The sequence below is a fragment of the Streptosporangium subroseum genome, from assembly GCF_900188345.1.
GTDB lineage: Bacteria > Actinomycetota > Actinomycetes > Streptosporangiales > Streptosporangiaceae > Streptosporangium > Streptosporangium subroseum.
The window spans coordinates 121630-142776 of the sequence record NZ_FZOD01000010.1 but is presented as its reverse complement, the minus strand read 5'-3'; the positions used below and the strand labels follow the sequence as shown (position 1 = coordinate 142776).

The following is a 21147-nucleotide window of genomic DNA, read 5'->3' as shown; positions in this document are numbered from 1 at the left end:
GTGACCGCGCACTCACAGGACTTCTCTCCGCCCGGGACAGCACCTCGGGCGGGCCCACCCGAGGTGCCGCAGGGCGACAGGCTCACCTGAGGTCGCAGGTGACGAGCCGCGGCGAACGTGGTCGACCACGACCGTTCACACCTCAACTCACCGGCCAGTCGCTCTATTTACTCCTGTATCGGACTATTTCTAGTGAATGTGGCCGAAATAGCCGTAATTGTTGTAATAGCCGCCGCCCCAGCGGTTGCCCGGGTGGACGTGGTAGCCCGAGCCATCGTAATTCCTGTGAAGGTAGGGTCCGCCGCCCCAGGGATAGGTGGGGTCGTAGGGGTCGTGGTAGGTACGGCCGCCGTTCAGGAGCACGGATGCGGCCGTGGTTTCCTGGGTTACGACGCTTGCGCCGGCGGGCTGGGCGGACATCGTCAGGGCGACGATGAGACTGGAAGCCACCAATGTTCCGGCGGCGAGAACGTGCTTCACCATGAAAATCACTCCGTGTCTGATGGTTGATCCCTGCGTGCTGCCTGGACTTACAGGGCACCGTCTCGGTTTCCAGGAAATATGCCGAATCGGCGTCCTCACTAAAGACGCTAGTTGAGGGGCATATGGGCGGTCTCCCCAGAGAGAACAAAGGCTTGGTCCGGGATCATTACGGAGCAAGAAAGCCGGAATTTACGCCATGGCAGAGATGATGAGCCCGGATGGGCGCCCGGCTCCGTGTCACCCCCGCACTTCTTCTCCGGCATACGCGGGGCGGCGAATTCACCGCTTCGGAGCGGTTGCGCCACCGGCGACCACAACCACGGTGGCGGCGGATCCGGGGTGTTCCGCCCGCTTCCTCACCGTCCGGTTGAGCCCCGACGAGACGGCGGGCCGCTCTGTCGCCGACACGTTTCTGTTGATTGGTAGGACAAATTTGCCGATAAATGGCCTGTTTGTCTGGTCCGACCGATGCCTAGTGTGGCGGGTATGACAACGACCGACTCGGCGCCGGCGATGCCGCCGGAACAGCGCCCGCCGTTCGTCCCGGAGCCCGCCGAGGCGATGGCGACGAGCTCGAACGCCGCGCCGCGGCAGTACTGACGTTCCACACCACACGCGACGAGAGAGTTCTTGCCATGCGCATATTCCTGGCCGGGGCCACCGGGGTCATCGGCAGGCGGATCGTGCCGCTGCTGATCGAGCAGGGTCACCAGGTCACCGGCCTGGTACGACGAGCCGCGGGGGCGGCGGCACTACACGCCCAGGGCGCGGACGCGGCGGTGGCCGATGTCTACGATGTCGACGCGCTCGCCCGGGCCGTCCAGAGTGCCGCGCCCGAGGTCGTCATGAATCAGCTGACCGATCTGAGCGACGGCAACGGCGAGTCCAACGCGGTGATGCGGAAGACCGGCACCCGCAACCTGACCAATGCCGCGCTGGCGGCGGGCGTGAGCCGCATCGTGGCGCAGAGCATCGCGTGGGCCTACGAGGGCGGGGATGATCCCGCCACCGAGCGGACACCGCTGGACCTGGACGCGAGCATGCCCAGGCTGACGGCCGTACGGGGTGTGGCCGCGCTGGAGGGCGCCGTACGGGAGGCTCCGGAGTGGGTGGTGCTGCGTTACGGGCTGTTCTACGGCCCCGGCACCTGGTACACGCGCGGCGGGCTGGCTGCCGGCAGGGCCCAGGCGCGTGAGCTGGTCGCAGACGCCGATGTCAGCAGCTTCGTACACGTCGAGGACGCCGCCGCGGCCGCGGTGGCGGCTCTGGCGTGGCCCTCGGGCGCGGTGAATGTCTGCGACGACGAGCCGGCCGCGGGATACGAGTGGGTTCCGGCGTTCTGTCAGTCGGTGGGAGCGGCTGCACCCCGACGCGCCACCGAGGCGGTCCGTCACAAGTGGGCGCGGGGCGCGGACAATCACTACGCGCGCAAGCACCTGGGCTGGACTCCGCGCCACCCGTCCTGGCGGGAGGGATTCACCGCGTCATGACGAGGTGCCACCGGCCGCACCCGTCGGCGTTCATCGGCGCGGCCGGAGCGGGGGGATTCATCGCGTCATGACGGAGCACCGGCGGCCGCACCCATCGGCTCGCCCGACGCGGTTCCGCCTCCCACCGGGGTTGTCCGCGGGCCGAGGCCCGGTGGGACCAGAACCGGCGGAACCAGGTCAGGGGAGCGTGACGAACTTGCTGAGGAAATGCCGCGCCGAAGGGGTGTCCAGGCGGTAGTCGATGTTGGTCGACTTGCAGGTGTCGTCGTCTCCACTGATCGTCGTGGCCACGAGCAGGTTCGAGGTGGAGTCTCCCAGGAAGTTCGGGCCGCCCGAGTCTCCATAACAGGTGCTGCCGTCGCCTTTGGAGTGGTCCACCGACAGCTGGAGCCACGAGCGGGTGAGCTTCTCGAAGGAGATGGACGTCCGGCTACGCGTGTCGTTGTAGTTGAACTCCCTGCCGTGCGTCCCCTTGACCGGGCCCACCGCGCCGTACCCGACCGGGGTGAACTGCGAGGTCTTCAGGCTGCTGTCGGCCTTGAGATCGTCGAGCATGTTCTCGGTGGGCAGGGTGGCGGGCTTGATGTCCGGGATGGCCGTGCTGAAGACGACAACCGCCATGTCGTAGAGCTCGTTCTTCTCCTTGAACCGCGAGTCGGGCACGTAACGACCGGTGTAGACCTTGTCCCCATGCTTGTAGTGGCTGGAGAACGTGACCCTGGCGGTCTTCTCCCCCGGGTCGCCGCAGTGAGCGGCGGTCAGGAAGACGGTCGGCGAGATCAGCGTGCCGGTGCAGTAGGTCCACGTGCCGTCGGGGTTCGGCTTGTGGCCGAGGATGGCCCCCACCTCCGGATGCGCGACGTCGTCAGCGGAACCGTTGGTGATGGCCCAGGCAGGGGAGGCCATACCGGCGATCAGTATGGCGAAAATCGGGACAAAGGGAGCAAAACGCATGAAAGGACTTTAAGCACACAGGGCCTCTATATGACACAGTGCGGAGAAAAGATCTACTTCCGGAGGCGTCGAGTACCTGCCGAAACCTGACCCCGTTCTGTCTCGTCAGTCCCATCCCTGTTCGCCGGTCCCATCCATGAAAGAAAGGGACCGGCCTCGTCGGCCTCCCGGCCGGGCGGGCCGATCCGGCCGGGTTCGGGCCCGCCGGGTCGACCTCAGGCGCGCTCATCGCCCGTCCTACAGGTGGGGCAGCACCTCGGCGGCGATCAGTTCCAGGTGATCGAGGTCGTCCATGTCGATCAGCCGCAGGTGCACCCGGGTGGTGCCGATCGCGGCGAACTCGCCGATCCGCTCGACCAGCTGTGCGGGCGAACCGATCACCGGGTCCTCCGGCGGCAGCGCGCTCGGCACGTGCAGCGGAGCGGCCCGGCGCCGGGCTTCTGCGTCATCGCGTCCGATCGCGACGACGATGCCCGCGGAGAGCGTCAGCGGGGCGCGGCCGGTGGCGGCCCTGTCCGTCCGCTCACCGGCCTCGATGACCCGCTCGTACGCCTCGGCGGTCTCCGCCACGCTCTTGAACGGCATGTTGAACTCGTCCGCGTAGCGGGCGGCCAGCTCGGGGGTGCGCTTCGGCCCGCGACCGCCGACGATGATCGGCGGACCGGGCACCTGTACCGGCTTGGGCAGGGCGGGCGCGTCGACCAGCCGGTAGTGGTCGCCGTGGTGGCTGAACAGGGATCCCACCGGGGTCGCCCAGAGCCCGCTGACGATGGCGAGCTGCTCCTCCAGGCGGTCGAAGCGCTCACCGAGCCCGGGGAACGGGATGCCGTACGAGGTGTGCTCCCGCTCGTACCAGCCCGCGCCGATGCCCAGCTCGATCCGGCCGCCGCTCATCCGGTCCACCTGCGCGACGATCATCGCCAGCGGGCCGGGCAGCCGGAAGGTCGCCGAGGTGACCAGTGTGCCGAGCCGGATCCGGGAGGTCTCCCTGGCCAGGCCCGCCAGGGTCGTCCAGGCGTCCGTCGGACCCGGCAGGCCGCCGTCGGGGCCCATCGACTGATAGTGGTCCGCGCGCAGGAAGCCCTCGAACCCGCCGTCCTCCGCCAGCCGGGCCATCCGCAGCTGGTCGTCGTAGGTGGCGCCGCGATGGGGCTCGGTGAAGACGCACACGCGCATGCTCGTCATCCTCTTTCCCCGGCCGGCGCCGGAGCGTCTCGTTCCATCAGCAGTTCGTGCAGGTCGGCACTGCACCGGGCGACCTGTTCCAGGTGCGCGTTACGGCCCAGGCTGCGTGGTCGCGGGATGTCGATGTCGACCACCTTGCGGATCCGGCCCGGTCGCGGGCTGAGCACCACCACCCGGTCGGCCAGCAGCACCGCCTCGTCGATGGAGTGGGTGACGAAGACGATGGTGGCCGAGCTCTCCATGTGGACGCGCTGCAGTTCCACCGACAGCTCCTCGCGGGTGAGCGCGTCGAGTGCGGAGAACGGCTCATCCATCAGCATCACCCGGGGATCGCCGATCAGCGATCGGCAGAGCGAGACCCGCTGCTGCATGCCGCCGGAGAGCTCGTGCGGCAGACGCTTCTCGAAGCCGCCCAGCCCGACCATGTCCAGCAGTTCCTGGGCGCGGGCGCTGTACGCGGCCCGCCGCCAGCCGAAGATCTCCACCGGCAGCAGCACGTTGTCGAGCACCGACCGCCAGGGCAGCAGCGCGGGCCGCTGGAACAGCATCGCGATGTCGCGGCGGGCCTTGGTGATCCGCTCGCCCGCGACGGTGATCTCGCCTTCGGTGACGGGAAGCAGGCCGGCGATGAGTCGCAGGAGAGTGGATTTCCCGCATCCCGATCGGCCGACGACCGCGACGAACTCGCCCTCCGCCACGTCCAGGTCGATGCCGCGTAGTGCCTCCACCGTGCCGGAGCGTCCGGTGAAGGTACGGGAGACACCGGCGAGTCGGATCATGCGGGCAGGCTCCCCATCCAGCGACGGTGATTCCACATCTCACCAAGATTATCTGGATCACCCGACGAAAGGCAGCCCTCGGATATGAAATGCCGGTTTTATTCTATTTCACATATATGAATACCGGTTTGTGCATGATTCACACCATAAAGCGACTCGCGCGCCCAGGGCGGTTTCCTCGTACGCTGTCCGCGAGGTTCCTCACCCACGGCTTCGGCCCTGGGCCGTCCCGCTCCAACCCCCCGGCCGGCCGAAAACCGCCGGTCGAAAGGAAACGGTGTTCATGAGAAGGCTCACTCATACGATTGCCGTCACGACCCTGGCCGCCATGTTCGCCACCGTGGCCGGTTGTGGAAATTCGGACATTCCGGATAAAGCTAGTAGTTCTCCCGCTAAAGCCCTGGAAAAAGTGACCTATTTGACGTCATTTGGGAACTTCGGACGAGACTCGTACGCGTGGGTTGCGAAAGAGAAGGGTTTCTTCGCGGACGCCGGGTTCGAGGTGGACATCAAGCCCGGAGGCGGCACCGGCGACAACATCACGAAGGTCGAGGCCGGCGCGGCGATGTTCACCCCGCTCGATCTCACCGGTGTTCTGCTGGCCCGAGGGAACGGCGGCGCCAAGGGCGTCACGGTGGTGGCCGGCATCCAGCAGAACACCATGGCCGCGATCATCAGCCTTGAGGGCAACAAGATCACCGCTCCGAAGGACCTGGAGGGCAAGACGCTCGCCGACAGCCCCGGTTCGGTGGTGCGCAACCTGTTTCCCACGTACGCGAAGCTGGCCGGCGTCGACGCGACGAAGGTCAAGTGGGTCAACGGCCTGCCCGCGAACCTGATCGGCCTGCTGGCGGGCGGGACGGTGGCCGGCATCGGCCAGTTCGTCGTGGGGAAGCCGACCGTGGAGTCGGTCGCCAAGGACAAGAAGGCCGTGGTGCTGCCGTACAGCGACGTGATGGACGACCTCTACGGCAACGTCCTGGTCACCTCGACAAAGATCGCCAAGGAGAATCCGGAGATGGTCAAGCGCTTCACCGCGGCGCTGATCAAGGGGCTCGTGTACAGCATCGACAACCCCAAGGAGTCGGGGGAGATCCTGCAGAAGAACGTCCCGGCCGCGACGGCCGCACCGGCCGCGGCCGAGTGCGAGCTGATGGCCGCGTTCGTCCGGCCCGCGGACTCGGGCGCCGCGGCCGGCACGATCGACCCCGAACGGGTCGCCCGCAGCATCGGGATCCTGCAGGACGCCGGTGCGATCCCGGCCGGCCTGACCCCGGATCAGCTCATCGACTCCAGCCTGGTGCCGGCGTCCTGACCGTTCCGTCATCGAACGGGCGCACCCGCCGGTCTCACCGGCGGGTGCGCCCCTCGTGCCGCCGGCCGATGGGCCGACCGGACGAGCCGGCGGTGGACGGGCCGAACCGAATGAGACGCCCGTGATGGGCCGGACCGGATGAGCCGCCGGTGGACGGGCCGGACCAAATGAACCACACGTGATGGGCCGACCAGATGAGCCGGTGGACGGACCGGACCGCATGAGGAGAGAGAACCGTGACATGGTCGAGGTGAGCGAGGTCCGCCCCCCGGTGCGCGCCAAGGAGTCCCGGGAGCGCGGCCCCGGTGGCGGGGCGGCGGCCACGGCGCTGTGGCCGATCCTCGGGCTGGTGGTGGCGATCACCGGCTGGTGGCTCGTCACCTCGGTGTTCAACCTCGTCCATCCGGCGGTGCTGCCGCCGCCGCAGGAGGTGCTCACCGCGTTCGACGCGAGGTCGGCGGAGCTGCTTGAGGGGTTGGGCGCCACCACGCTGGAGACCGTGGTCGGCTTCCTGCTCTCCGCGGTCGCGGGGGTTCTGATCGGGCTCGCGCTGGCCGCCTCGCGGGCGATCGAGCGGATGTTCTCGCCGTTGCTGGTGGCGATCAACGCGGTGCCGAAGATCGCGTTCGGGCCGCTGCTGGTCGTCTCCCTCGGCTGGGGGCAGCGGCCGATCCTGACCATGGTGTTCCTGCTCAGCTTCTTCCCGATCGTGCTCTCCACGGTGACCGGCCTGACCACCACCCCCGCCGACCTCGCCGAGCTGGCCAGATCCCTGGACGCGTCGCGCTGGCAGGCGTTCCGCAAGGTACGGTTGCCGGCCGCGCTGCCGCAGATCTTCGTCGGTTTGAAGATCGCCATGCCGCTGGCCGCGATCGGCGCGGTGATCGGCGAGTTCCAGGCCGGTGAGGGGGGCCTGGGTTACCAGATCGTGCAGTACAGCGGGGTCGCCGACAGCGCCACCGCCTGGGCCGCGATCATCCTGGTCGGGGTGATGAGCATCGTTCTCTACTTCGCCCTGGTGCTGGTGGAACGGCTCGCGTTGCCATGGGTCCGGGCCACCACCTCGGCCCGGTGAGAGCCGACCACCTCGGTCCGGTCGAGGCCGACCCGTGCCGCACCCTCAGGCGCGTATCCCGTACCCCGCGAGCTCTCGCACCGTCGCTCGGGCACCTCTTGTATGCAGCACGTCGAGCGCGTGCAGGTACGGTTCGACGAACCGCGCGTCGTCGGCGAGGTCGCCGAACAGGTCACGGTTCTCGATGAAGGCCGTGGGGCGCTCACGCTGCGTCCTCGCGGCGGCCGTCAACCGGTCCCTCAACCGGTCGACGACCTCGATCGGCTCACCGGATTCGTCGGCCCCTTCGGCGTAGCGCGCCCAGCTCGCCACCACCGCGGCCGCGTGAGTGACCTCTCCCCCGCTCGCCAGCCGCTCCCGCACGACGGGAAGCAGCCATTTCGGGATCCGGTCCGACGACTCCGCGCACAGCCTCGCCAGCGTGTCCCGTACCTCGGGGTTGGAGAACCGTTCGATGAGGGTCCGTTTGTAGACGTCCAGGTCGATGCCCGGCACCGGCCGGAGCGTCGGTGTGGCCTCGACGTTCATGTAGTCGAGAACGAACTTCGCGATCGCGGGGTCGGTGGCCGCCTCGTGGGCGTACCGGTATCCGCTGAGGTAGCCGAAGTAGCAGAGCGCCTGGTGGCCGGCGTTCAGCAGGCGCAGCTTCATCAACTCGTACGGCTCCACGTCCGCGACGACCTGAACCCCGGCCTCTTCCCAGGGAGGCCGCCCACCGGGGAAACGCTCCTCGAGCACCCACTGCGCGAACGGCTCGCAGACCACCGGCCAGGCGTCCTCGATGCCGAACCGCAGAGCCGTGGCCTCGCGGTCCTGGCCGGTGGTGACGGGGGTGATGCGATCGACCATCGAGCTGGGGAACGCGACAGTGTCCTCGATCCAGGCGGCGAGGCCAGGATCGGCGAGCCGGGCGAACGCCGTGAAGGAGCGCCGTGCGACCTCCCCGTTCTCCTGGATGTTGTCGCACGACATGACGGTGAACGGCGTGATCCTCCGAGCCCGCCGGCGGCGCAGGGCCTCGGTGACGAGCCCGAACACCGTGGCCGGGATCGCGCCGGGCTCCAGGTCCGCGCGGATCGCGGAGGCCTCCGCGTCGAACTCCCCGGTGACGGGATGGATGTTGTAGCCGCCCTCGGTGACCGTGAGCGACACGATCCGCACCGCCGGATCGGCCATCTTCTCGATGACCGCTTCCGGATCGTCGGGGGCGAAGAGGTATTCGATGATCGATCCGATGACGCGGGCCTCCCGCGCTCCGCAGGGGTGCTTCACCACAAGCGTGTAAAGGCCGTCCTGCGCGGTCAGCGCGTCCCGCATCCGCGCGTCTCCGGGGAGGACCCCGACGCCGCAGATGGCCCAGTCGTGTGCCCTGCCCTCGTTCATCAGCCGATCGAGATACATCGCCTGGTGGGCGCGGTGGAACCCGCCCACCCCGAAGTGAACGATGCCGGCCGTGAGCCCCGACCGGTCATAGGAAGGGATCGCCACTTCCCCGGGAAGGGTTCTCACCGTCTCCTGCGTCAGTGTGGTCACTGCCATCGATCTCCTCTTCGGCGACCTCCCTAATTCGTCTTTACGCCTAATATGGCCATCTCCAACAGCTTAAAAATTTAAACTATTGGCATAACATCCACCCTGTTCATCGGCATTAAAAGGAATGGCGATGAAAGAGGCATGTCGGGACGGGACTCCGGTGACCGGTCAGAGCCGCGGCGGGTCCGGCCCGCGAGGATCGAACGGGGTGGCCGCCGTGCGGGCAGGCCGCGCGGGTTCGCCCAGGCGCGGTGCGGGTCTTCGCCCCCGTTGACCCTGCGAGGGGCCGTAACGTGATGTTTACATGGGCCAGAGCTGGACTCCGGCAGCCCCGGCCCGCCCGGTCCCGCACGATGAGACGAGCCTTAAGGCCAGGTCACGGGCACCTTCGATGCCGGTGACGCACGCCCCCGCCTCGCCTCCGAATGATCCGCAAAGGGCATCCGCGTGGAGAACACGGCATTTTAAGTGCTTCGAGGGTGCTTGACCGATTTAGTGGTGATTTATACCATTTGTATCATCTTTCCCCGGCGCCCAGCGGCGTCGTTTTCCAGGACGGCCCCTCTCCCCCGAAGATGGGTCGTCCCTGCCAACTTGAGGAGTCGCCATACCGCACAGCGCCGGTATCCCGCTGTGCACCGTCGCGGGCTGACTCTGCCCCCCTCATTTTGCAAGTGTGTTCCGGCCGGGTTACCGTCCGGCCGGAACCAATGAAAGGAACCGCATGAGACTCCGCAGTATCCGTGGCACGGCCCTCACGGCCGCGCTGTGCGTTCTGGCGAGTGCCCAACTGGCGCATCCCGCTCTTGCCGCTCCCGGCAATCCCGGTGAGCCACGCTATTCGGCGGGTGCGGCCAGCATCGGCGACCCGTATTTCCCCGCCCAGGGCAACGGGGGCTTCGATGTGAAGCACTATGACGTCTCGTTCGCCTACGACCCGGCCACCAAGCTCATGGACGCCACCACGACGATCACCGCGACCGCGACCCAGGACCTGGACCGATTCAACCTCGACTTCCGAGGCCCGGAGATCACCGGCCTGAACGTGGACAAGCACAAGGCCTCGTTCCAGCGGGACGGCCAGGAACTCGTCGTGACGCCGCGCCCGAAGCTCAAGTCCGGGAAGTCCTTCACGGTGGTCGTGAAGTACGCGGGGACGCCGCCGGTCATCACGGACCCGGACGACTCCATCGAGGGCTGGGTGCCGACCGATGACGGCGCGTTCGTGCCGGGCGAGCCGCAGGGCGCTCCCGCGTGGATCCCGTCCAGCGACCACCCGACGGACAAGGCGACGTTCACCTTCCACGCGACCGTGCCGGAGGGCATCACCGCGGTCGGCAACGGCCAGCTGCTGTCGCAGACGACCAAGAACGGCCAGACGACGTTCGTGTGGGACTCGACCGAGCCCATGGCGACCTATCTCGCCACGGTGACCCTGGGCAAGTTCCAGGTCGCCAAGTCCACGACGCCCGGCGGGATCCCCATCTACACCGCGGTCGACCCGGCGCTGGCGAGCCAGTCGGCGGCCACCGTCGCCAAGATCCCGGACATCATCGAGTACTTCAACTCGCTCTTCGGGCCGTATCCCTTCGCCTCGGCAGGGGCGATCATCGACCGCGCGCCGAACGTCGGCTACGCCCTCGAGAGCCAGACCAAGCCGATCTTCTCCAGCGCCCCGAGCCTCAGCACGATGGCGCACGAGATCGCGCACCAGTGGTTCGGGGACAGCGTGTCGGTCAAGCGGTGGTCCGACATCTGGCTCAACGAGGGCTTCGCGACCTACGCCCAGTGGCTGTGGACCGAGCACAACGGAGGGGCCACAGCGCAGCAGACGTTCGACAGCACCAGTAACTACGGGCGTGCCGCGACCTCGGCGTTCTGGCAGACCGTCACGGCCGACCCCGGCACGATGGACATGTTCGGCAATGTGCCGTACAACCGCGGGGCGATGACGCTGCACGCGCTGCGCGGCAAGATCGGCGACACCGCCTTCTTCAAGCTGATCAAGGACTGGGCCTCCACGCACAAGTACGGCAACGCGAGCACCGCCGATTTCATCAGCGAGGCGGAGAGAATCTCGGGCAAGGACTTGAAGTCCTTCTTCGACGTGTGGCTCTACCAGAAGGGCAAGCCCACCACCTGGTAGTTTCGCCCCTCCCGGCGAGCTCATCGCCGACCGGCCGGTAAGCCTTCCACCTGGAAGCCTCGCCCTCACCAGCCGTACCGACGGCAGCCGATGGCCGTGCGAACCCATCCTCGGGTTCGCACGGCCATCGGCCGTCACGGTCCCTGGAGCAGCGCTCCCGGCCAGGTCGCCGAACTTCTGGCCCCATGCCGCGCCGGCCGGTCAGACGGAGAAATCGCGGAGCAGGCCCGCGTACTTCTTGGGACCCGGCCGGGCGAACTCACCGCGGGTGCTCGTCCGCAGCCCGAGAGAGACCAGCGACTCGACGAGTTTGGTCGCCACGGCCACACCGTCGATCACGGGGACACCGACACGGCGGGAGAGGTCCGTGCAGAAGGAGGCCATGCCCGCGCAGCCGAGCACGATCGAGTCGCATCCGTCCCTGTCCACGGCCGAGGCGCAGAGATCGGCGACCACCTTTCTCGCGTTCGAGGACGGGTCGTCCAGCTCCAGCACGGGGATGTCACAGGCGTGCACTCCCCGGCACGCATCCGCGAAGCCGTACCGGGCGGCGAGGTCCCGTGTCCGCCCCGTGGTCCGAGCGAGGGTCGTCACGACGCTGAAGCCGCGCCCGACCAGGGTGGCGGCGTGCATGGCCGCCTCGGCGATCCCGACCACCGGTCCCGACGCGAGCTCGCGCGCGGCGTCGAGGCCCGGGTCGCCGAAGCAGGCGATGACGTACCCGTCCGCCCCCGCCGCCTCCCCCGCCGCGATCTCCGCCAGCAGGCCGGGTACGGCCAGAGCCTCGTCGTAGTGACTCTCGATCGACTCGGGGCCCATGGCCGGATTGACGGCCGTGACGATGGTGGACGGCTCCGCGACCGCCCGGGCGCGGTGTCCGATGCTCTCGGTCATGGTCCGGGCGGTGTTGGGGTTGATCACTCGGATGTGGACCATCAACCGGCCTGTGCCGCCGTGCCGTCCGCCACGAGCTCGAGGTCGCGGTCGAGACCGCCGATCCGCGGCGACCTCCGTTCCAGGACGGTGAACGCCACGAACCCGAGGCCGCAGCCGACGAACCAGCTGTAGTCGGCGATCCACGTCATGTCGACCGTGGTGAGTTCCAGGTCGACCAGCATCTTGGGCACGAGCACGGACCCGATCGCCGGCACGCCGCTGAGCACCGTCGCCCAGACCGCGTTGGGGTTGTAACCGTTCCGGAACCAGTACCGGCCGGCCGGGTCGTAGGTGAACAGGTCGTCCACCCACACCCGCTGGCGGCTCACGATGTAGTAGCCGGAGATCAGGATCCCGAAGAGAGGGCCGATCAGGGCGCCGAGGATGCCGAGTGTGTAGTGGATGGCGTCGGGGTTGCCGTACCAGTTCCAGGGCGTGAGCAGCACCGATCCGACCGCGGCGATCATGCCGCCGGTCCGCCAGCTGATCTTCTGCGGGTTCACGTTGGAGAAGTCGAACGCCGGGGAGATGAAGTTCGCGACGATGTTGATGCCGATGGTCGCGATGACGAAGGTGAGCCCGCCGAGCAGGATCGCGAACGGCGTGTCGATGCGCTCGACCGTGTGGATGGGGTCGGTGATGAGCTCGCCGAACACGGGCACGGTCGCCGACGCGGTGATCACGGTGAGCAGCGAGAAGAACAGGAAGTTGACCGGCAGCCCGAGGAGGTTCCCCTTCTTCACCGCCGCGAACGACTTTCCGTACCGGGAGAAGTCGCCGAAGTTCAGCATCGGGCCGGAGAAGTACGAGACGACGAGGGCGATCGCGCCGATCATGACCGGGATCGGCGCGCCGAAGTCGAGGTTCTCGCCCTCCGAGAGGTCCAGGCTGATGTTCTCCCAGCCCGCCTGGCTGACCAGGTAGACGGCGAGCACGACCATGACGACGTACACGGCGGGCCCGGCCCAGTCGATGAACCGCCGGATCGCCTCCATGCCCTTCCAGAACACCGCCGCCTGGGCCACCCAGAGGATGGCGTAGCAGATGTAGCCGAGGGCGGACAGGCCGAGGAAGCCGCCCTCGTTCAGCGCGGCCGTCGAGGGCCAGAACTTGAGGAAGATGATGATGAGCGACTGGGAGGCGAGGTAGGTCTGCACGCCGTACCAGGCGATCGCGATGAGCCCGCGGATGACGGCGGGGATGTTCGCGCCGCGCACCCCGAAGATCGCCCGGTTGATGACCGGGTACGGCACTCCGGTGACCTGGCTGGGCTTGGCGACCAGGTTGCAGAACACGTTCACGATGACGATTCCCGCGAGCAGGGCGAACAGGACCTGCCAGCTCGCCAGCCCGAGGGCGAACAGGCTGCCCGCGGTGACGTAGCCGCCGACGCTGTGCACGTCGGACATCCAGAAGGCGAAGATGTTGTACGAGGACCACGTCTGCTTGCGGAGCGGTGCCAGATCCTCGTTCGCGAGCCGGGGGTCGTAGCCGGGCTTGATGAGGCCTGCGCCGACCGGCATGCCGGCTGCCTCGACGAGGTCGTGTGGTTTCGGCTGGGGCGGTGCGCTGTGTTCGGTCATTTCAGCTTCCGTGGGGGTGATCGTTCCGGCTTCCATGGGGGTCGTTTTGGCGTCCGTTAGGGTGGTCTTTCCGGATTCCGCGGGAGGTACGGTGCGGGAACCGGGATGTCCTACGTGCGGGCATGCCGAGGTAGGGGCGGGACGTACTCGGAGGATTGGCGAAGGTGATGCGCCGACGAGCCACGGTGGCGCATCAGGGCTACGACGTAGGCTGTTAAGTGGTCACTTAACAGCTGCCGTTAATGTATGCCTTGACATTCGAGCCCTAATTTCGCGCGCGTAAAGGCTTTGTGACAATTGGCGTGGAGGCCACTACAGCCATGACCCCGGAATCCGGTACGGAGATCGAGGCGATCACGAACGAGCGGCTCGGTCGGCGGCTCCGCGAGCTGCGGCTCCAGTCGGGGATGTCGCTGCGAGCCCTCGCACGCGAGCTCGGCATCTCCGCCAGCGCGGTCTCCCAGATCGAGCTCGGTACGATGCGGCCGTCCGTCAGCAGGCTCATCGCCTTCGTCTCCGCGATCGGCGCGCCGCTCGCCGCCGTGTTCGACGCCGCGGAGGCGGCCGACGGCGAGCACGCTCAGGCTCCCTCCTCGCCCGTCGAACGGTTCGCCATCCGGCGTGCGTTCGAGGCCGCCCCCATCCAGCTCAGCGGCGGCATCACCTTCCGCAGGCTCTCGCCCGTGCCGACGCCCGACGTCGAGTTCTTCGAGTCGACCTATCCACCGAGCTCGATCTCCAACGCTCACGGCCATTTCCTCAGGCACAAGGGGTACGAGGTGGGGACCGTCACCCAGGGCGAGCTCACCGTCGACTTCGAGTCGGAGGTCGTCACCCTCGCCGAAGGCGATTCCATCACCTTCCCCTGCAGCCGTCCCCACATCATCGGCAACCGCTCGGAAACCATCACCGCCGTGGCGACCTGGCTCATCGTCCACCACTGACCCACGGGCGTACAGCCCGCGCCGTCCCTGGGCCGTACAGCCGACATCGGTCTTTCAGGCGCACGGCCCGCCCCTCGGACGTACAGCCCGCCGCCGAGACCCCTGGGCGTACGGCGACGAGACCGCCACGGACACTCGGGTGCCCTCCCCGCCCGAGGTGGGTCAGGCGGGGTTCGATGTCACGGGCGCGATGCGGCTGTTGTGCAGGTGCTCGTAGATGACGGACGTGCGCACGTCGGCTATCTCGGCGCGTTCGGTGAGTTTGTCGATGACAAACGCGTAGAGGCTGTCGTTGTCGGGCACCGCGACGTGGATGATGAAGTCTTCGGTGCCGGTGGTGACGAACACGCCCAGGGTGTCGGGCAGCCGGCTGACCCAGTTGCGGAACGCCTCGATGTTCCGCCTGGACGGCGGCCGGATCCGTACGGCGATCAGGGCCTGGACCGGCCGGCCGATCGCGGCCAGGTCGACGTCGAGCAGGGCGCCCCGGATGACGCCCCGCTCGCGCAGCGCGCGGGTGCGGTCCAGCGCGGTGGTCGGCGAGACACCGACCGCAGCGGCGATGTCGCGGTTGGTCCGCCGCGCATCTGTCTGCAGTTCTCGCAGAATCGCCGTATCAAGTTCATCCAAATCCGCCATGCGGCCATGGTAACCGTACTTAATACGGACGCCTTGCTTCCACCTCGAATATCCGCCTAGCATTTCAGCGAGATGGTGGATATCAGCAGCTACGGAGGGAGCAGGTCGGTGAGTGACAAGCAGTCGGCCCCGGCGGTCGGATACGCCCCGGAGGAGATCCAGACGGGAGAGTCGACCCGGGCGGCGAAACTGAAGTGGGTGGTCGTCGTCGACGAGGCGCTGCCCGCGGGACGCGGTGTGAATGCCGCGGTCTGCGTCGCCTCGGCCACCGCGGTGGCCGTTCCCGGGCTGCTCGGCCCGGACGCGAAGGACGCCGAGGGCGCCGCCCATCCGGGCCTGCCCTGGGCGGGATGCTCGATCCTGGCCGCCTCGGCCGAGCAACTGGCGGCGATCCGGGCCAGGGCCGCCGAGGCCGGCGACGTGTTCGTCGCGGACATGCCGAGCCTCGCGCAGAGCACCCGCGTCTACGACGAATACCTCGACCGGATGGCCGCGTCCGGCCCGGACGAGATCGCCTACTACGCGCTGAGCCTCGTCGGCCCCCGGAACAGGATCGACAAGCTGGTCCGCAAGCTCTCGCTGCTGCCGTGAGGAGACGCGCCCGCACGGCGTCCGCTGAGGCCCGGTGAGCTCTCCGGCACGTCGCCGTCAATCCGTCGACGCGGTGGGCCGGCGGCCGCTCTTCGTCTCGTGGACCTCGCGCAGCAGCGCGACCGCGGCCGCGCTCGTCGGATCCGCCGTCACCGTGATGATCTCCCAGGCCGACACGATCCCGGCGAGACCGATGAAGCGCACCCGATCGGTCTTGGCCGCGAACGACTGCGGCACGAGCGCCACGCCGAGCCCGAAGGTCACCAGATCGAGCAGCGAGTGCACGTCGGTCACCTCCAGCGCGACGCGGCGTTCGACACCCGCGGTGGCGAGCACGTCGTCGACCAGGTCCCGGGTGCCCCAGTCCGGGGGGAAGTCCACGAACCGTTCTTCCTGCAACTCCACCAACTTGACCTGTTCGCGTGCTGCCAGCGGATGCTCGGGCGCGCAGGCGAGCACGAGCGGCTCGCTGGCGAAAGGCGCGACCGTGACGTCGTCCGGGTATCGGGGCGGGCGGGAGACGAACGCCAGATCCAGCCGTCCCGCGCGCACCTGTTCGATCAGCTCGCCGGATCCCCCCTGGCGCAACCGGATCTCCAGCCCGGGGTGTGCGGTGAGGAAGCGAGCGAGCACGGCCGGCAGATGCACCGCGTGCAGGCACTGCAGCGAGCCGATGGCCAGGCTGCCCCGGAGCAGGCCCCGCACCGCCGCGACGGCGTCCTTGGCGGCGTTGGTCGCCGACAGCGCCCGCCGAGCCTCGACCAGGAGCGCCTGTCCGGCAGGGGTCAGCTGAACCTGCCGGGTGCTGCGGAGGAACAGCGGGGTGCCCAGTTCACGCTCGAGCGAGCGGATCGAGGCCGACAGCCCCGACTGTGCGACACGTAAACGCTTGGCCGCCCGGGTGAAGTGGCACTCCTCCGCGACGGTGACGAAGTACTCGAGTTGCCGGAGCTCCATGATTAATCACCGGGCCTGCTCAAAGGAATCGATTTTTTCTGTTGGACAGCTTAATCGTAAGGATGCAGGCTGAGGGCGTACCAATTGATCTCCCAGGAGGGACTCCCATGCAGACTCGCCACATCGGCGATGTCCAGGTCAGCGCGATCGGTCTCGGCGGGATGCCGATGTCGATCGAGGGGCGCCCCGACGAGCAACGTTCGATCGCGACGATTCACGCCGCCCTGGAGGCGGGCGTGACGCTGATCGACACCGCGGACGCCTACCATCTGGGCGCGAACGAGGTCGGCCACAACGAGTCCCTGATCGCCCGCGCGATGGCCGGCTACGGCGGCGACACCTCCGACGTGCTGATCGCGACAAAGGGTGGTCACCTACGTCCCGGTGACGGCTCGTGGACCTTGAACGGCTCACCGAAGTACCTGAAGGATGCCTGCGACGCATCGCTCAAGCGACTCGGCGTCGAGGCCATCGGGCTCTACCAGTTCCACCGGCCGGACCCGAAGGTCCCCTACGCGGAGTCGGTCGGGGCGATCCGTGATCTGCTGGACGCCGGCAAGATCCGCTTCGCGGGCATCTCGAACGCCGACCCGGACCAGATCCGGCAGTCCAACGAGATCCTCGGCGGGCGACTGGTGAGTGTGCAGAACCAGTTCTCACCGGCGTTCCGCTCCAGCGAACCGGAGCTGGAGCTGTGCGCGGAGCTGGGCATCGCGTTCCTGCCGTGGAGCCCGCTGGGCGGGATTTCGCGCGCGGGCCAACTGGGCTCACGGTTCGCCGTGTTCGCGGACGTGGCGCGGGCGCACGGGGTGAGTCCGCAGCAGGTGTGCCTGGCGTGGATGCTCGCCAAGGCGCCAGTGGTGATCCCGATTCCGGGCTCCTCCCGCCCCGAGACCATCCGCGACTCGGTTGCCGCCGTCGACCTGAAGCTGTCCGCCGAGGAGCTGGCCCGCCTCGACACGGCCTGATCCCGGCGCCGGCCCGGCCGAGCCCGGTGCCGCCGGAATCGTCGGCCGGTCACGGAGAAGTTCCCAGGGACGGTGGCGGAGGATCTCCGCCACCGTCCCTCTCGCCTACCTCGGTGTCTTTTCTCCCGTCGTCATCGGGAGTAGGCCTCCAACTCGTAGAGGGAGTAGCCGTACGACGTCGCGCGCGCGGCGCCCTGCATGCGGACGTAGCGGGCGCTGACCGGGCTGAACGTCACGTTGTCCACGCCGCCGTTTCCGGTGGTGGTGGAGCAGACGGTGGTCCAGGTGGACCCGTTGGCCGACGTCTGGATCGAGTACGCCGACCCGTAGGCCGACTCCCAGCGCAGCACCGCCCGGGCCACGGTTTTCGCGGATCCGAGATCGACCTGGAGATACTGGTTGTCGTTCCACCCGCTCCCCCAGCGGGTCGTCGGGTCGCCGTCGACGGCCGCGCTCGCCGGGTAGAAGAGCTGGGATTCGGACGCCTTCACCGTTCCCCCGCTCGCCAGGTTGGCGATCGGGTCACCGCGGTGAGCGGGGAACGACACGACCTGCTGGTAGGTCGGCCGGTTCTGCCAGGAGATCAGCGACTGCTTGATCCCGCCGAGCGGCGACTGCCGGACGGAGTCGGCGCACCACTGGTCGCCCGCCGAGCACGCGTCGTCCGCCGGGTAGGTCGTCGCCGCGGGTTCGGCGAGCGCCGCCGACAGGCTGTTCAGCAGGACCGTACGGCAGCCCGCCACCGTGCCGTCCCCGCAGTACTTGCTGGGCAGCGGACCGGTGACCGGGTCGCCGAGCACGGACCGGACGTCCTTGCTCACGTAGCCCCACCAGCCGTACTGGAACGACGAGCCCTTGTGCGTCTGGGCCTCGTTCGCGGAGGTGGGCAGGCTGGAGAGGTCGCCCTGCTGGTGGCCGGAGGGCGACTCGTTGATCTGCAGGGCGTTGACCAGCGACTGGTACAGCCCGGCGCCCAGGCCGGGCTTGAACTGCGCGTTGACGAGCTTCGGCCACCACGCGTCGAACGCGCGGATCGCGTCGGCGTTCGTGTAGGCCTTGCTGCCCTGTGAGGTTTCGAGCCTCCTGGCTCCCGACGCCGCCCAGGCGGACAGCTTGGAGACCGCCGAGGCGAGTGCCGGGTCGGTCACGGTCGCGCTGTTGATCACTCGGAGCAGGTCGGGCAGGACCTTCTTGCCACGCAGGTCGGTCGTGGCGGCCTCGGCCATGATTTTCACGGTGCCCGCCCGGTCGAGCTTGCCGGATCCGGACAGGGCCGCCTTGACCGGGGCGTCCAGCAGGTCGGCCCGTTGAACCGGCCCGAAGCTGAAGTTGCCGTCCGCGGCGCCGTAGTCCTTGGCCTGCTTGTTGTTCCAGCTGACGAGGTAGTCCTGGTCGGCCGTCTGCGGGTGGGTGGCGGGAGCCTTGTACGTCGCGGTATTGGTGGACGGGTCGAAGCCCGCCCACTCGTGGGCCGCGTCGGCCGGCATCGGGAGGTTCGGGTCGGAGACCGCGGACCTGACCGGGTCGTTGCCCGACATGAAGTACGCCGCGTCGGAGGAGTTCACGTAGAACCAGTTGAACGCGAAGCCGATGTTGGAGGCGGAGTTCGTGAACGCCGCCGCGTCACCCATCTGGGCCGTCTCGTTGAACATCTGGAACCCGATCGCCGAGTCGGCCTCGTGCTGGTACGTCGACCGCAGGGTGGCGAAGGCGGTGGGCTGCCCGCCGACGGTGCCGCGCCAGCTCACCAGCCCGTACTTCGTCCGCTCCACCACCAGATCGTAGGAACCGGCGGCGGTGGCGTCGGCGGTGCTGGGCTTCCACGCGTTCGTCTTCTTCAGCGTCTCCATCGCCATGCAGACGCCGTGGTAGAGGTAGTACTTCGACTCCTTGGTCACCGTGCCGCCGCCCGGGTCACAGAGCTGGAGGGCGTAGGTGTCGGTGATGTCCTGGCCGCTGGAGGTCGCGCTCCAGGCGTAGTCCGCGCCCCGGCCGAGCAGCACGTAGAAGTTGAGCCCGGAGAACGCCGCGCCGCGTGCCTGGATGCCGGGTCCGGAGATCTCCTGCAGCATGAGCAGCTGGGGGGCGAAGTAGCCCGTCTGCGGGCCGAACACCGCGACCGGATGCCCGGACGCCGACTTGGCCGCCGACACCACCACGGCATTGGACATGCCGGGCTTGGAGTTGTCGACGAGCATCCCTTCGAGCACGCCCTTCGCGGCAGGAGCCGAAGCGGTGGCCGAGGCGGTGGCCGATCCGGTCTCGTTCTCGGTGATGTCCACGGGGGCCGTCCCCGGGTCGGGCAGGACGGCCCCGGTGGCGCCGGGCGCGTTGCCGGAGGGGAAGCTCTGGCCGTTGTGCAGGGTGAGCGTGGCCTCCGGGTCGTTCTGCGCCCGGAACGCCGACCAGACCTGGTCACCGGCCGCCGTGCCGTACTTGGCCCGGGCCGCGACCCGCACCAGCGCGGACTGCATCTCCGCGCCGCCTCCTCCGCCGAACAGCCCGCCGATCACTCCGGAGATCGCGATCAGGTCGGTCATGGTGAAGTCCTGGGGCCCGCCCGCGTTGGTGATCGCGTCCATGTGCCCGGTCAGGACGTACTCGCCGGGACAGTCGCGGTTCGCCATGCAGCGGTCGATGTAGGCGTTGATCCCGCTCACGTAGTCCTGCACGTCGGCGTAGAGCTGCGCGCCTCGGGGGCTTCCGTCCCTGAGCCTGTTGATCTGTCCCTGGAGGTCCGCCTCGGTGTAGGGGGAGTTCCGCCAGGCGCTCTGCTCCAGCGCGCGGTTGCCCGGCGCGCCACCGGCGAACGGCGTCAGCTCACCACGGCCGACGTGCCGCATCAGGTCCATCACCCACAGGCGGTCCTGCGCGCCCGCGTATCCGGCGCCGAACATCGTGCCCTGCCTGGTCGTCCCGGTGATGTGCGGGACGCCGGTCGCCTTGTCACGGACGATCTTCACATCCGGCCGGGGGCTGGTCGTGCTCTCCACCTGCCCCGCCGGCACGCCGAACGAGCCGTCGTTGAAGAAGGTGGTGATCTGGTCGTCGGTCAGTCCGGTGTAGCCGGAGATGAGGTTGGCGTACTTGCCGAGCTGGTCGTCGCTGTGTCGCGGCATCGTGCCGAACCCCTGGTTGCCGAGAATCTCGACCAGGGTCGCGTTGCCGTTCTCGCCGGGTGGCAGGATGTCCGCGCATTCGCCGAGGCAGTAGTCGGCAGGGGTGAAGACCGCTGCGGATGCGGGCACGACGAGGGAAGCCAGCGTGAGGATCGCGACCGCGGAGGCAGCAGTGATCTTCCGCCGGAGACGTGCGGGCATGTGAGAACCCCCAAAACATGAGGCGTGCTCGGATGTTGGGAGGAACATACTGCCGGGCCAACGGCGGATCAATGGCAGATGTGATAATCGCCCACGCCGGACCATGACCATCGGTCATCGTCGACAGTCATCAGGCATCGTTCGACAGCGCGGGAAACGGCGCGCCGAGCGGTCAGAACGGGTCGAGCAGGCGGAAGCCCCGCGTGAATCGCGTCGAGCGGTCAGCACGGATCGAGCAGGCGGAAGCCC

General features: G+C 68.2%; 17 protein-coding genes. 7 read left to right on the top strand and 10 right to left on the bottom strand.

Annotated elements, in window-relative coordinates:
• Positions 1 to 189: 189 nt before the first annotated feature.
• Positions 190 to 483, bottom strand: a complete 294-nt coding sequence (locus tag CHC08_RS13225) for a hypothetical protein (protein WP_143653206.1) — start codon at positions 481 to 483, stop codon at positions 190 to 192.
• Between the two features lie 635 nt (positions 484 to 1118).
• On the opposite strand from CHC08_RS13225, the gene CHC08_RS13220 reads away from it, so the two are divergent.
• Complete coding sequence (locus CHC08_RS13220) at positions 1119 to 1973, top strand: NAD-dependent epimerase/dehydratase family protein (protein WP_089207539.1); 855 nt, start codon at positions 1119 to 1121, stop codon at positions 1971 to 1973.
• A 177-nt stretch (positions 1974 to 2150) separates the two neighbouring features.
• On the opposite strand, the gene CHC08_RS13215 is transcribed toward CHC08_RS13220, so the two are convergent.
• From CHC08_RS13215 to CHC08_RS13205, 3 genes are all read right to left on the bottom strand, one after another.
• Positions 2151 to 2927 (bottom strand): S1 family peptidase, encoded by a 777-nt coding sequence (locus CHC08_RS13215; RefSeq protein WP_089207538.1) that lies wholly within the window; start codon positions 2925 to 2927, stop codon positions 2151 to 2153.
• Between the two features lie 237 nt (positions 2928 to 3164).
• Positions 3165 to 4103: an LLM class F420-dependent oxidoreductase gene (locus CHC08_RS13210; RefSeq protein WP_089207537.1), complete on the bottom strand. Its 939-nt coding sequence runs from the start codon at positions 4101 to 4103 to the stop codon at positions 3165 to 3167.
• Positions 4104 to 4108: 5 nt separating this feature from the next.
• A complete protein-coding gene (locus tag CHC08_RS13205; protein ID WP_089207536.1) occupies positions 4109 to 4891 on the bottom strand; it encodes an ABC transporter ATP-binding protein in 783 nt (260 codons plus the stop codon).
• Positions 4892 to 5309: 418 nt separating this feature from the next.
• Between CHC08_RS13205 and CHC08_RS13200 the strand changes: the two genes are divergently transcribed.
• Together CHC08_RS13200 and CHC08_RS13195 are read left to right on the top strand one after the other, a co-directional pair.
• Positions 5310 to 6206 carry an ABC transporter substrate-binding protein gene (locus CHC08_RS13200; RefSeq protein ID WP_218825297.1) on the top strand — a complete coding sequence of 299 codons (897 nt, stop codon included), beginning with the start codon at positions 5310 to 5312 and terminating at the stop codon, positions 6204 to 6206.
• Positions 6207 to 6426: 220 nt separating this feature from the next.
• Entirely contained in the window at positions 6427 to 7281 is an 855-nt protein-coding gene (locus tag CHC08_RS13195) for an ABC transporter permease (RefSeq protein WP_218825296.1), read from the top strand.
• Positions 7282 to 7326: 45 nt separating this feature from the next.
• On the opposite strand, the gene CHC08_RS13190 is transcribed toward CHC08_RS13195, so the two are convergent.
• On the bottom strand, positions 7327 to 8820 hold the full coding sequence (locus CHC08_RS13190; protein ID WP_089207535.1) for a mannitol dehydrogenase family protein: 1494 nt from the start codon (positions 8818 to 8820) through the stop codon (positions 7327 to 7329).
• 718 nt (positions 8821 to 9538) lie between these two features.
• On the opposite strand from CHC08_RS13190, the gene CHC08_RS13185 reads away from it, so the two are divergent.
• Entirely contained in the window at positions 9539 to 10960 is a 1422-nt protein-coding gene (locus CHC08_RS13185) for a M1 family metallopeptidase (protein WP_089207534.1), read from the top strand.
• Positions 10961 to 11161: 201 nt separating this feature from the next.
• Here CHC08_RS13185 and CHC08_RS13180 read toward each other — a convergent pair whose 3' ends face one another.
• Both CHC08_RS13180 and CHC08_RS13175 read right to left on the bottom strand, forming a co-directional pair.
• Positions 11162 to 11896, bottom strand: coding sequence for an aspartate/glutamate racemase family protein (locus tag CHC08_RS13180; RefSeq protein WP_089207533.1), 735 nt, complete (start codon positions 11894 to 11896; stop codon positions 11162 to 11164).
• Positions 11896 to 13479: an NCS1 family nucleobase:cation symporter-1 gene (locus tag CHC08_RS13175; protein ID WP_089207532.1), complete on the bottom strand. Its 1584-nt coding sequence runs from the start codon at positions 13477 to 13479 to the stop codon at positions 11896 to 11898. The genes CHC08_RS13180 and CHC08_RS13175 overlap by 1 nt, the downstream gene beginning before the upstream one ends.
• A 320-nt stretch (positions 13480 to 13799) precedes the next feature.
• Here CHC08_RS13175 and CHC08_RS13170 point away from each other — a divergent pair, with 320 nt between their 5' ends.
• Positions 13800 to 14423, top strand: coding sequence for an XRE family transcriptional regulator (locus tag CHC08_RS13170; protein ID WP_089207531.1), 624 nt, complete (start codon positions 13800 to 13802; stop codon positions 14421 to 14423).
• A 162-nt stretch (positions 14424 to 14585) separates the two neighbouring features.
• Here the strand turns inward: CHC08_RS13170 and CHC08_RS13165 are convergent, their stop codons facing one another.
• Positions 14586 to 15062, bottom strand: coding sequence for an Lrp/AsnC family transcriptional regulator (locus CHC08_RS13165; protein ID WP_179282023.1), 477 nt, complete (start codon positions 15060 to 15062; stop codon positions 14586 to 14588).
• 108 nt (positions 15063 to 15170) lie between these two features.
• Between CHC08_RS13165 and CHC08_RS13160 the strand changes: the two genes are divergently transcribed.
• A complete protein-coding gene (locus CHC08_RS13160; RefSeq protein ID WP_218825295.1) occupies positions 15171 to 15653 on the top strand; it encodes a DUF2000 domain-containing protein in 483 nt (160 codons plus the stop codon).
• Positions 15654 to 15710: 57 nt separating this feature from the next.
• Here CHC08_RS13160 and CHC08_RS13155 read toward each other — a convergent pair whose 3' ends face one another.
• Positions 15711 to 16610, bottom strand: a complete 900-nt coding sequence (locus CHC08_RS13155) for a LysR family transcriptional regulator (protein WP_089207528.1) — start codon at positions 16608 to 16610, stop codon at positions 15711 to 15713.
• 107 nt (positions 16611 to 16717) lie between these two features.
• Between CHC08_RS13155 and CHC08_RS13150 the strand changes: the two genes are divergently transcribed.
• Positions 16718 to 17578, top strand: coding sequence for an aldo/keto reductase (locus tag CHC08_RS13150; RefSeq protein ID WP_089207527.1), 861 nt, complete (start codon positions 16718 to 16720; stop codon positions 17576 to 17578).
• 131 nt (positions 17579 to 17709) lie between these two features.
• On the opposite strand, the gene CHC08_RS13145 is transcribed toward CHC08_RS13150, so the two are convergent.
• Positions 17710 to 20898, bottom strand: a complete 3189-nt coding sequence (locus CHC08_RS13145) for a penicillin acylase family protein (RefSeq protein WP_089207526.1) — start codon at positions 20896 to 20898, stop codon at positions 17710 to 17712.
• Positions 20899 to 21147 lie beyond the last annotated feature (249 nt).

Excerpts from the sequence above, each read along its gene's own strand:
- CHC08_RS13145 (WP_089207526.1), bottom strand. The coding sequence starts at position 20,898 with ATGCCCGCACGTCTCCGGCGGAAGATCACTGCTGCCTCCGCGGTCGCG.
- CHC08_RS13165 (WP_179282023.1), bottom strand. The coding sequence starts at position 15,062 with ATGGCGGATTTGGATGAACTTGATACGGCGATTCTGCGAGAACTGCAG.
- CHC08_RS13205 (WP_089207536.1), bottom strand. The coding sequence starts at position 4,891 with ATGATCCGACTCGCCGGTGTCTCCCGTACCTTCACCGGACGCTCCGGC.
- CHC08_RS13170 (WP_089207531.1), top strand. The coding sequence starts at position 13,800 with ATGACCCCGGAATCCGGTACGGAGATCGAGGCGATCACGAACGAGCGG.
- CHC08_RS13225 (WP_143653206.1), bottom strand. The coding sequence starts at position 483 with ATGGTGAAGCACGTTCTCGCCGCCGGAACATTGGTGGCTTCCAGTCTC.
- CHC08_RS13180 (WP_089207533.1), bottom strand. The coding sequence starts at position 11,896 with ATGGTCCACATCCGAGTGATCAACCCCAACACCGCCCGGACCATGACC.
- CHC08_RS13190 (WP_089207535.1), bottom strand. The coding sequence starts at position 8,820 with ATGGCAGTGACCACACTGACGCAGGAGACGGTGAGAACCCTTCCCGGG.
- CHC08_RS13220 (WP_089207539.1), top strand. The coding sequence starts at position 1,119 with ATGCGCATATTCCTGGCCGGGGCCACCGGGGTCATCGGCAGGCGGATC.
- CHC08_RS13155 (WP_089207528.1), bottom strand. The coding sequence starts at position 16,610 with ATGGAGCTCCGGCAACTCGAGTACTTCGTCACCGTCGCGGAGGAGTGC.
- CHC08_RS13150 (WP_089207527.1), top strand. The coding sequence starts at position 16,718 with ATGCAGACTCGCCACATCGGCGATGTCCAGGTCAGCGCGATCGGTCTC.
- CHC08_RS13210 (WP_089207537.1), bottom strand. The coding sequence starts at position 4,103 with ATGCGCGTGTGCGTCTTCACCGAGCCCCATCGCGGCGCCACCTACGAC.
- CHC08_RS13185 (WP_089207534.1), top strand. The coding sequence starts at position 9,539 with ATGAGACTCCGCAGTATCCGTGGCACGGCCCTCACGGCCGCGCTGTGC.
- CHC08_RS13215 (WP_089207538.1), bottom strand. The coding sequence starts at position 2,927 with ATGCGTTTTGCTCCCTTTGTCCCGATTTTCGCCATACTGATCGCCGGT.
- CHC08_RS13195 (WP_218825296.1), top strand. The coding sequence starts at position 6,427 with ATGAGGAGAGAGAACCGTGACATGGTCGAGGTGAGCGAGGTCCGCCCC.
- CHC08_RS13175 (WP_089207532.1), bottom strand. The coding sequence starts at position 13,479 with ATGACCGAACACAGCGCACCGCCCCAGCCGAAACCACACGACCTCGTC.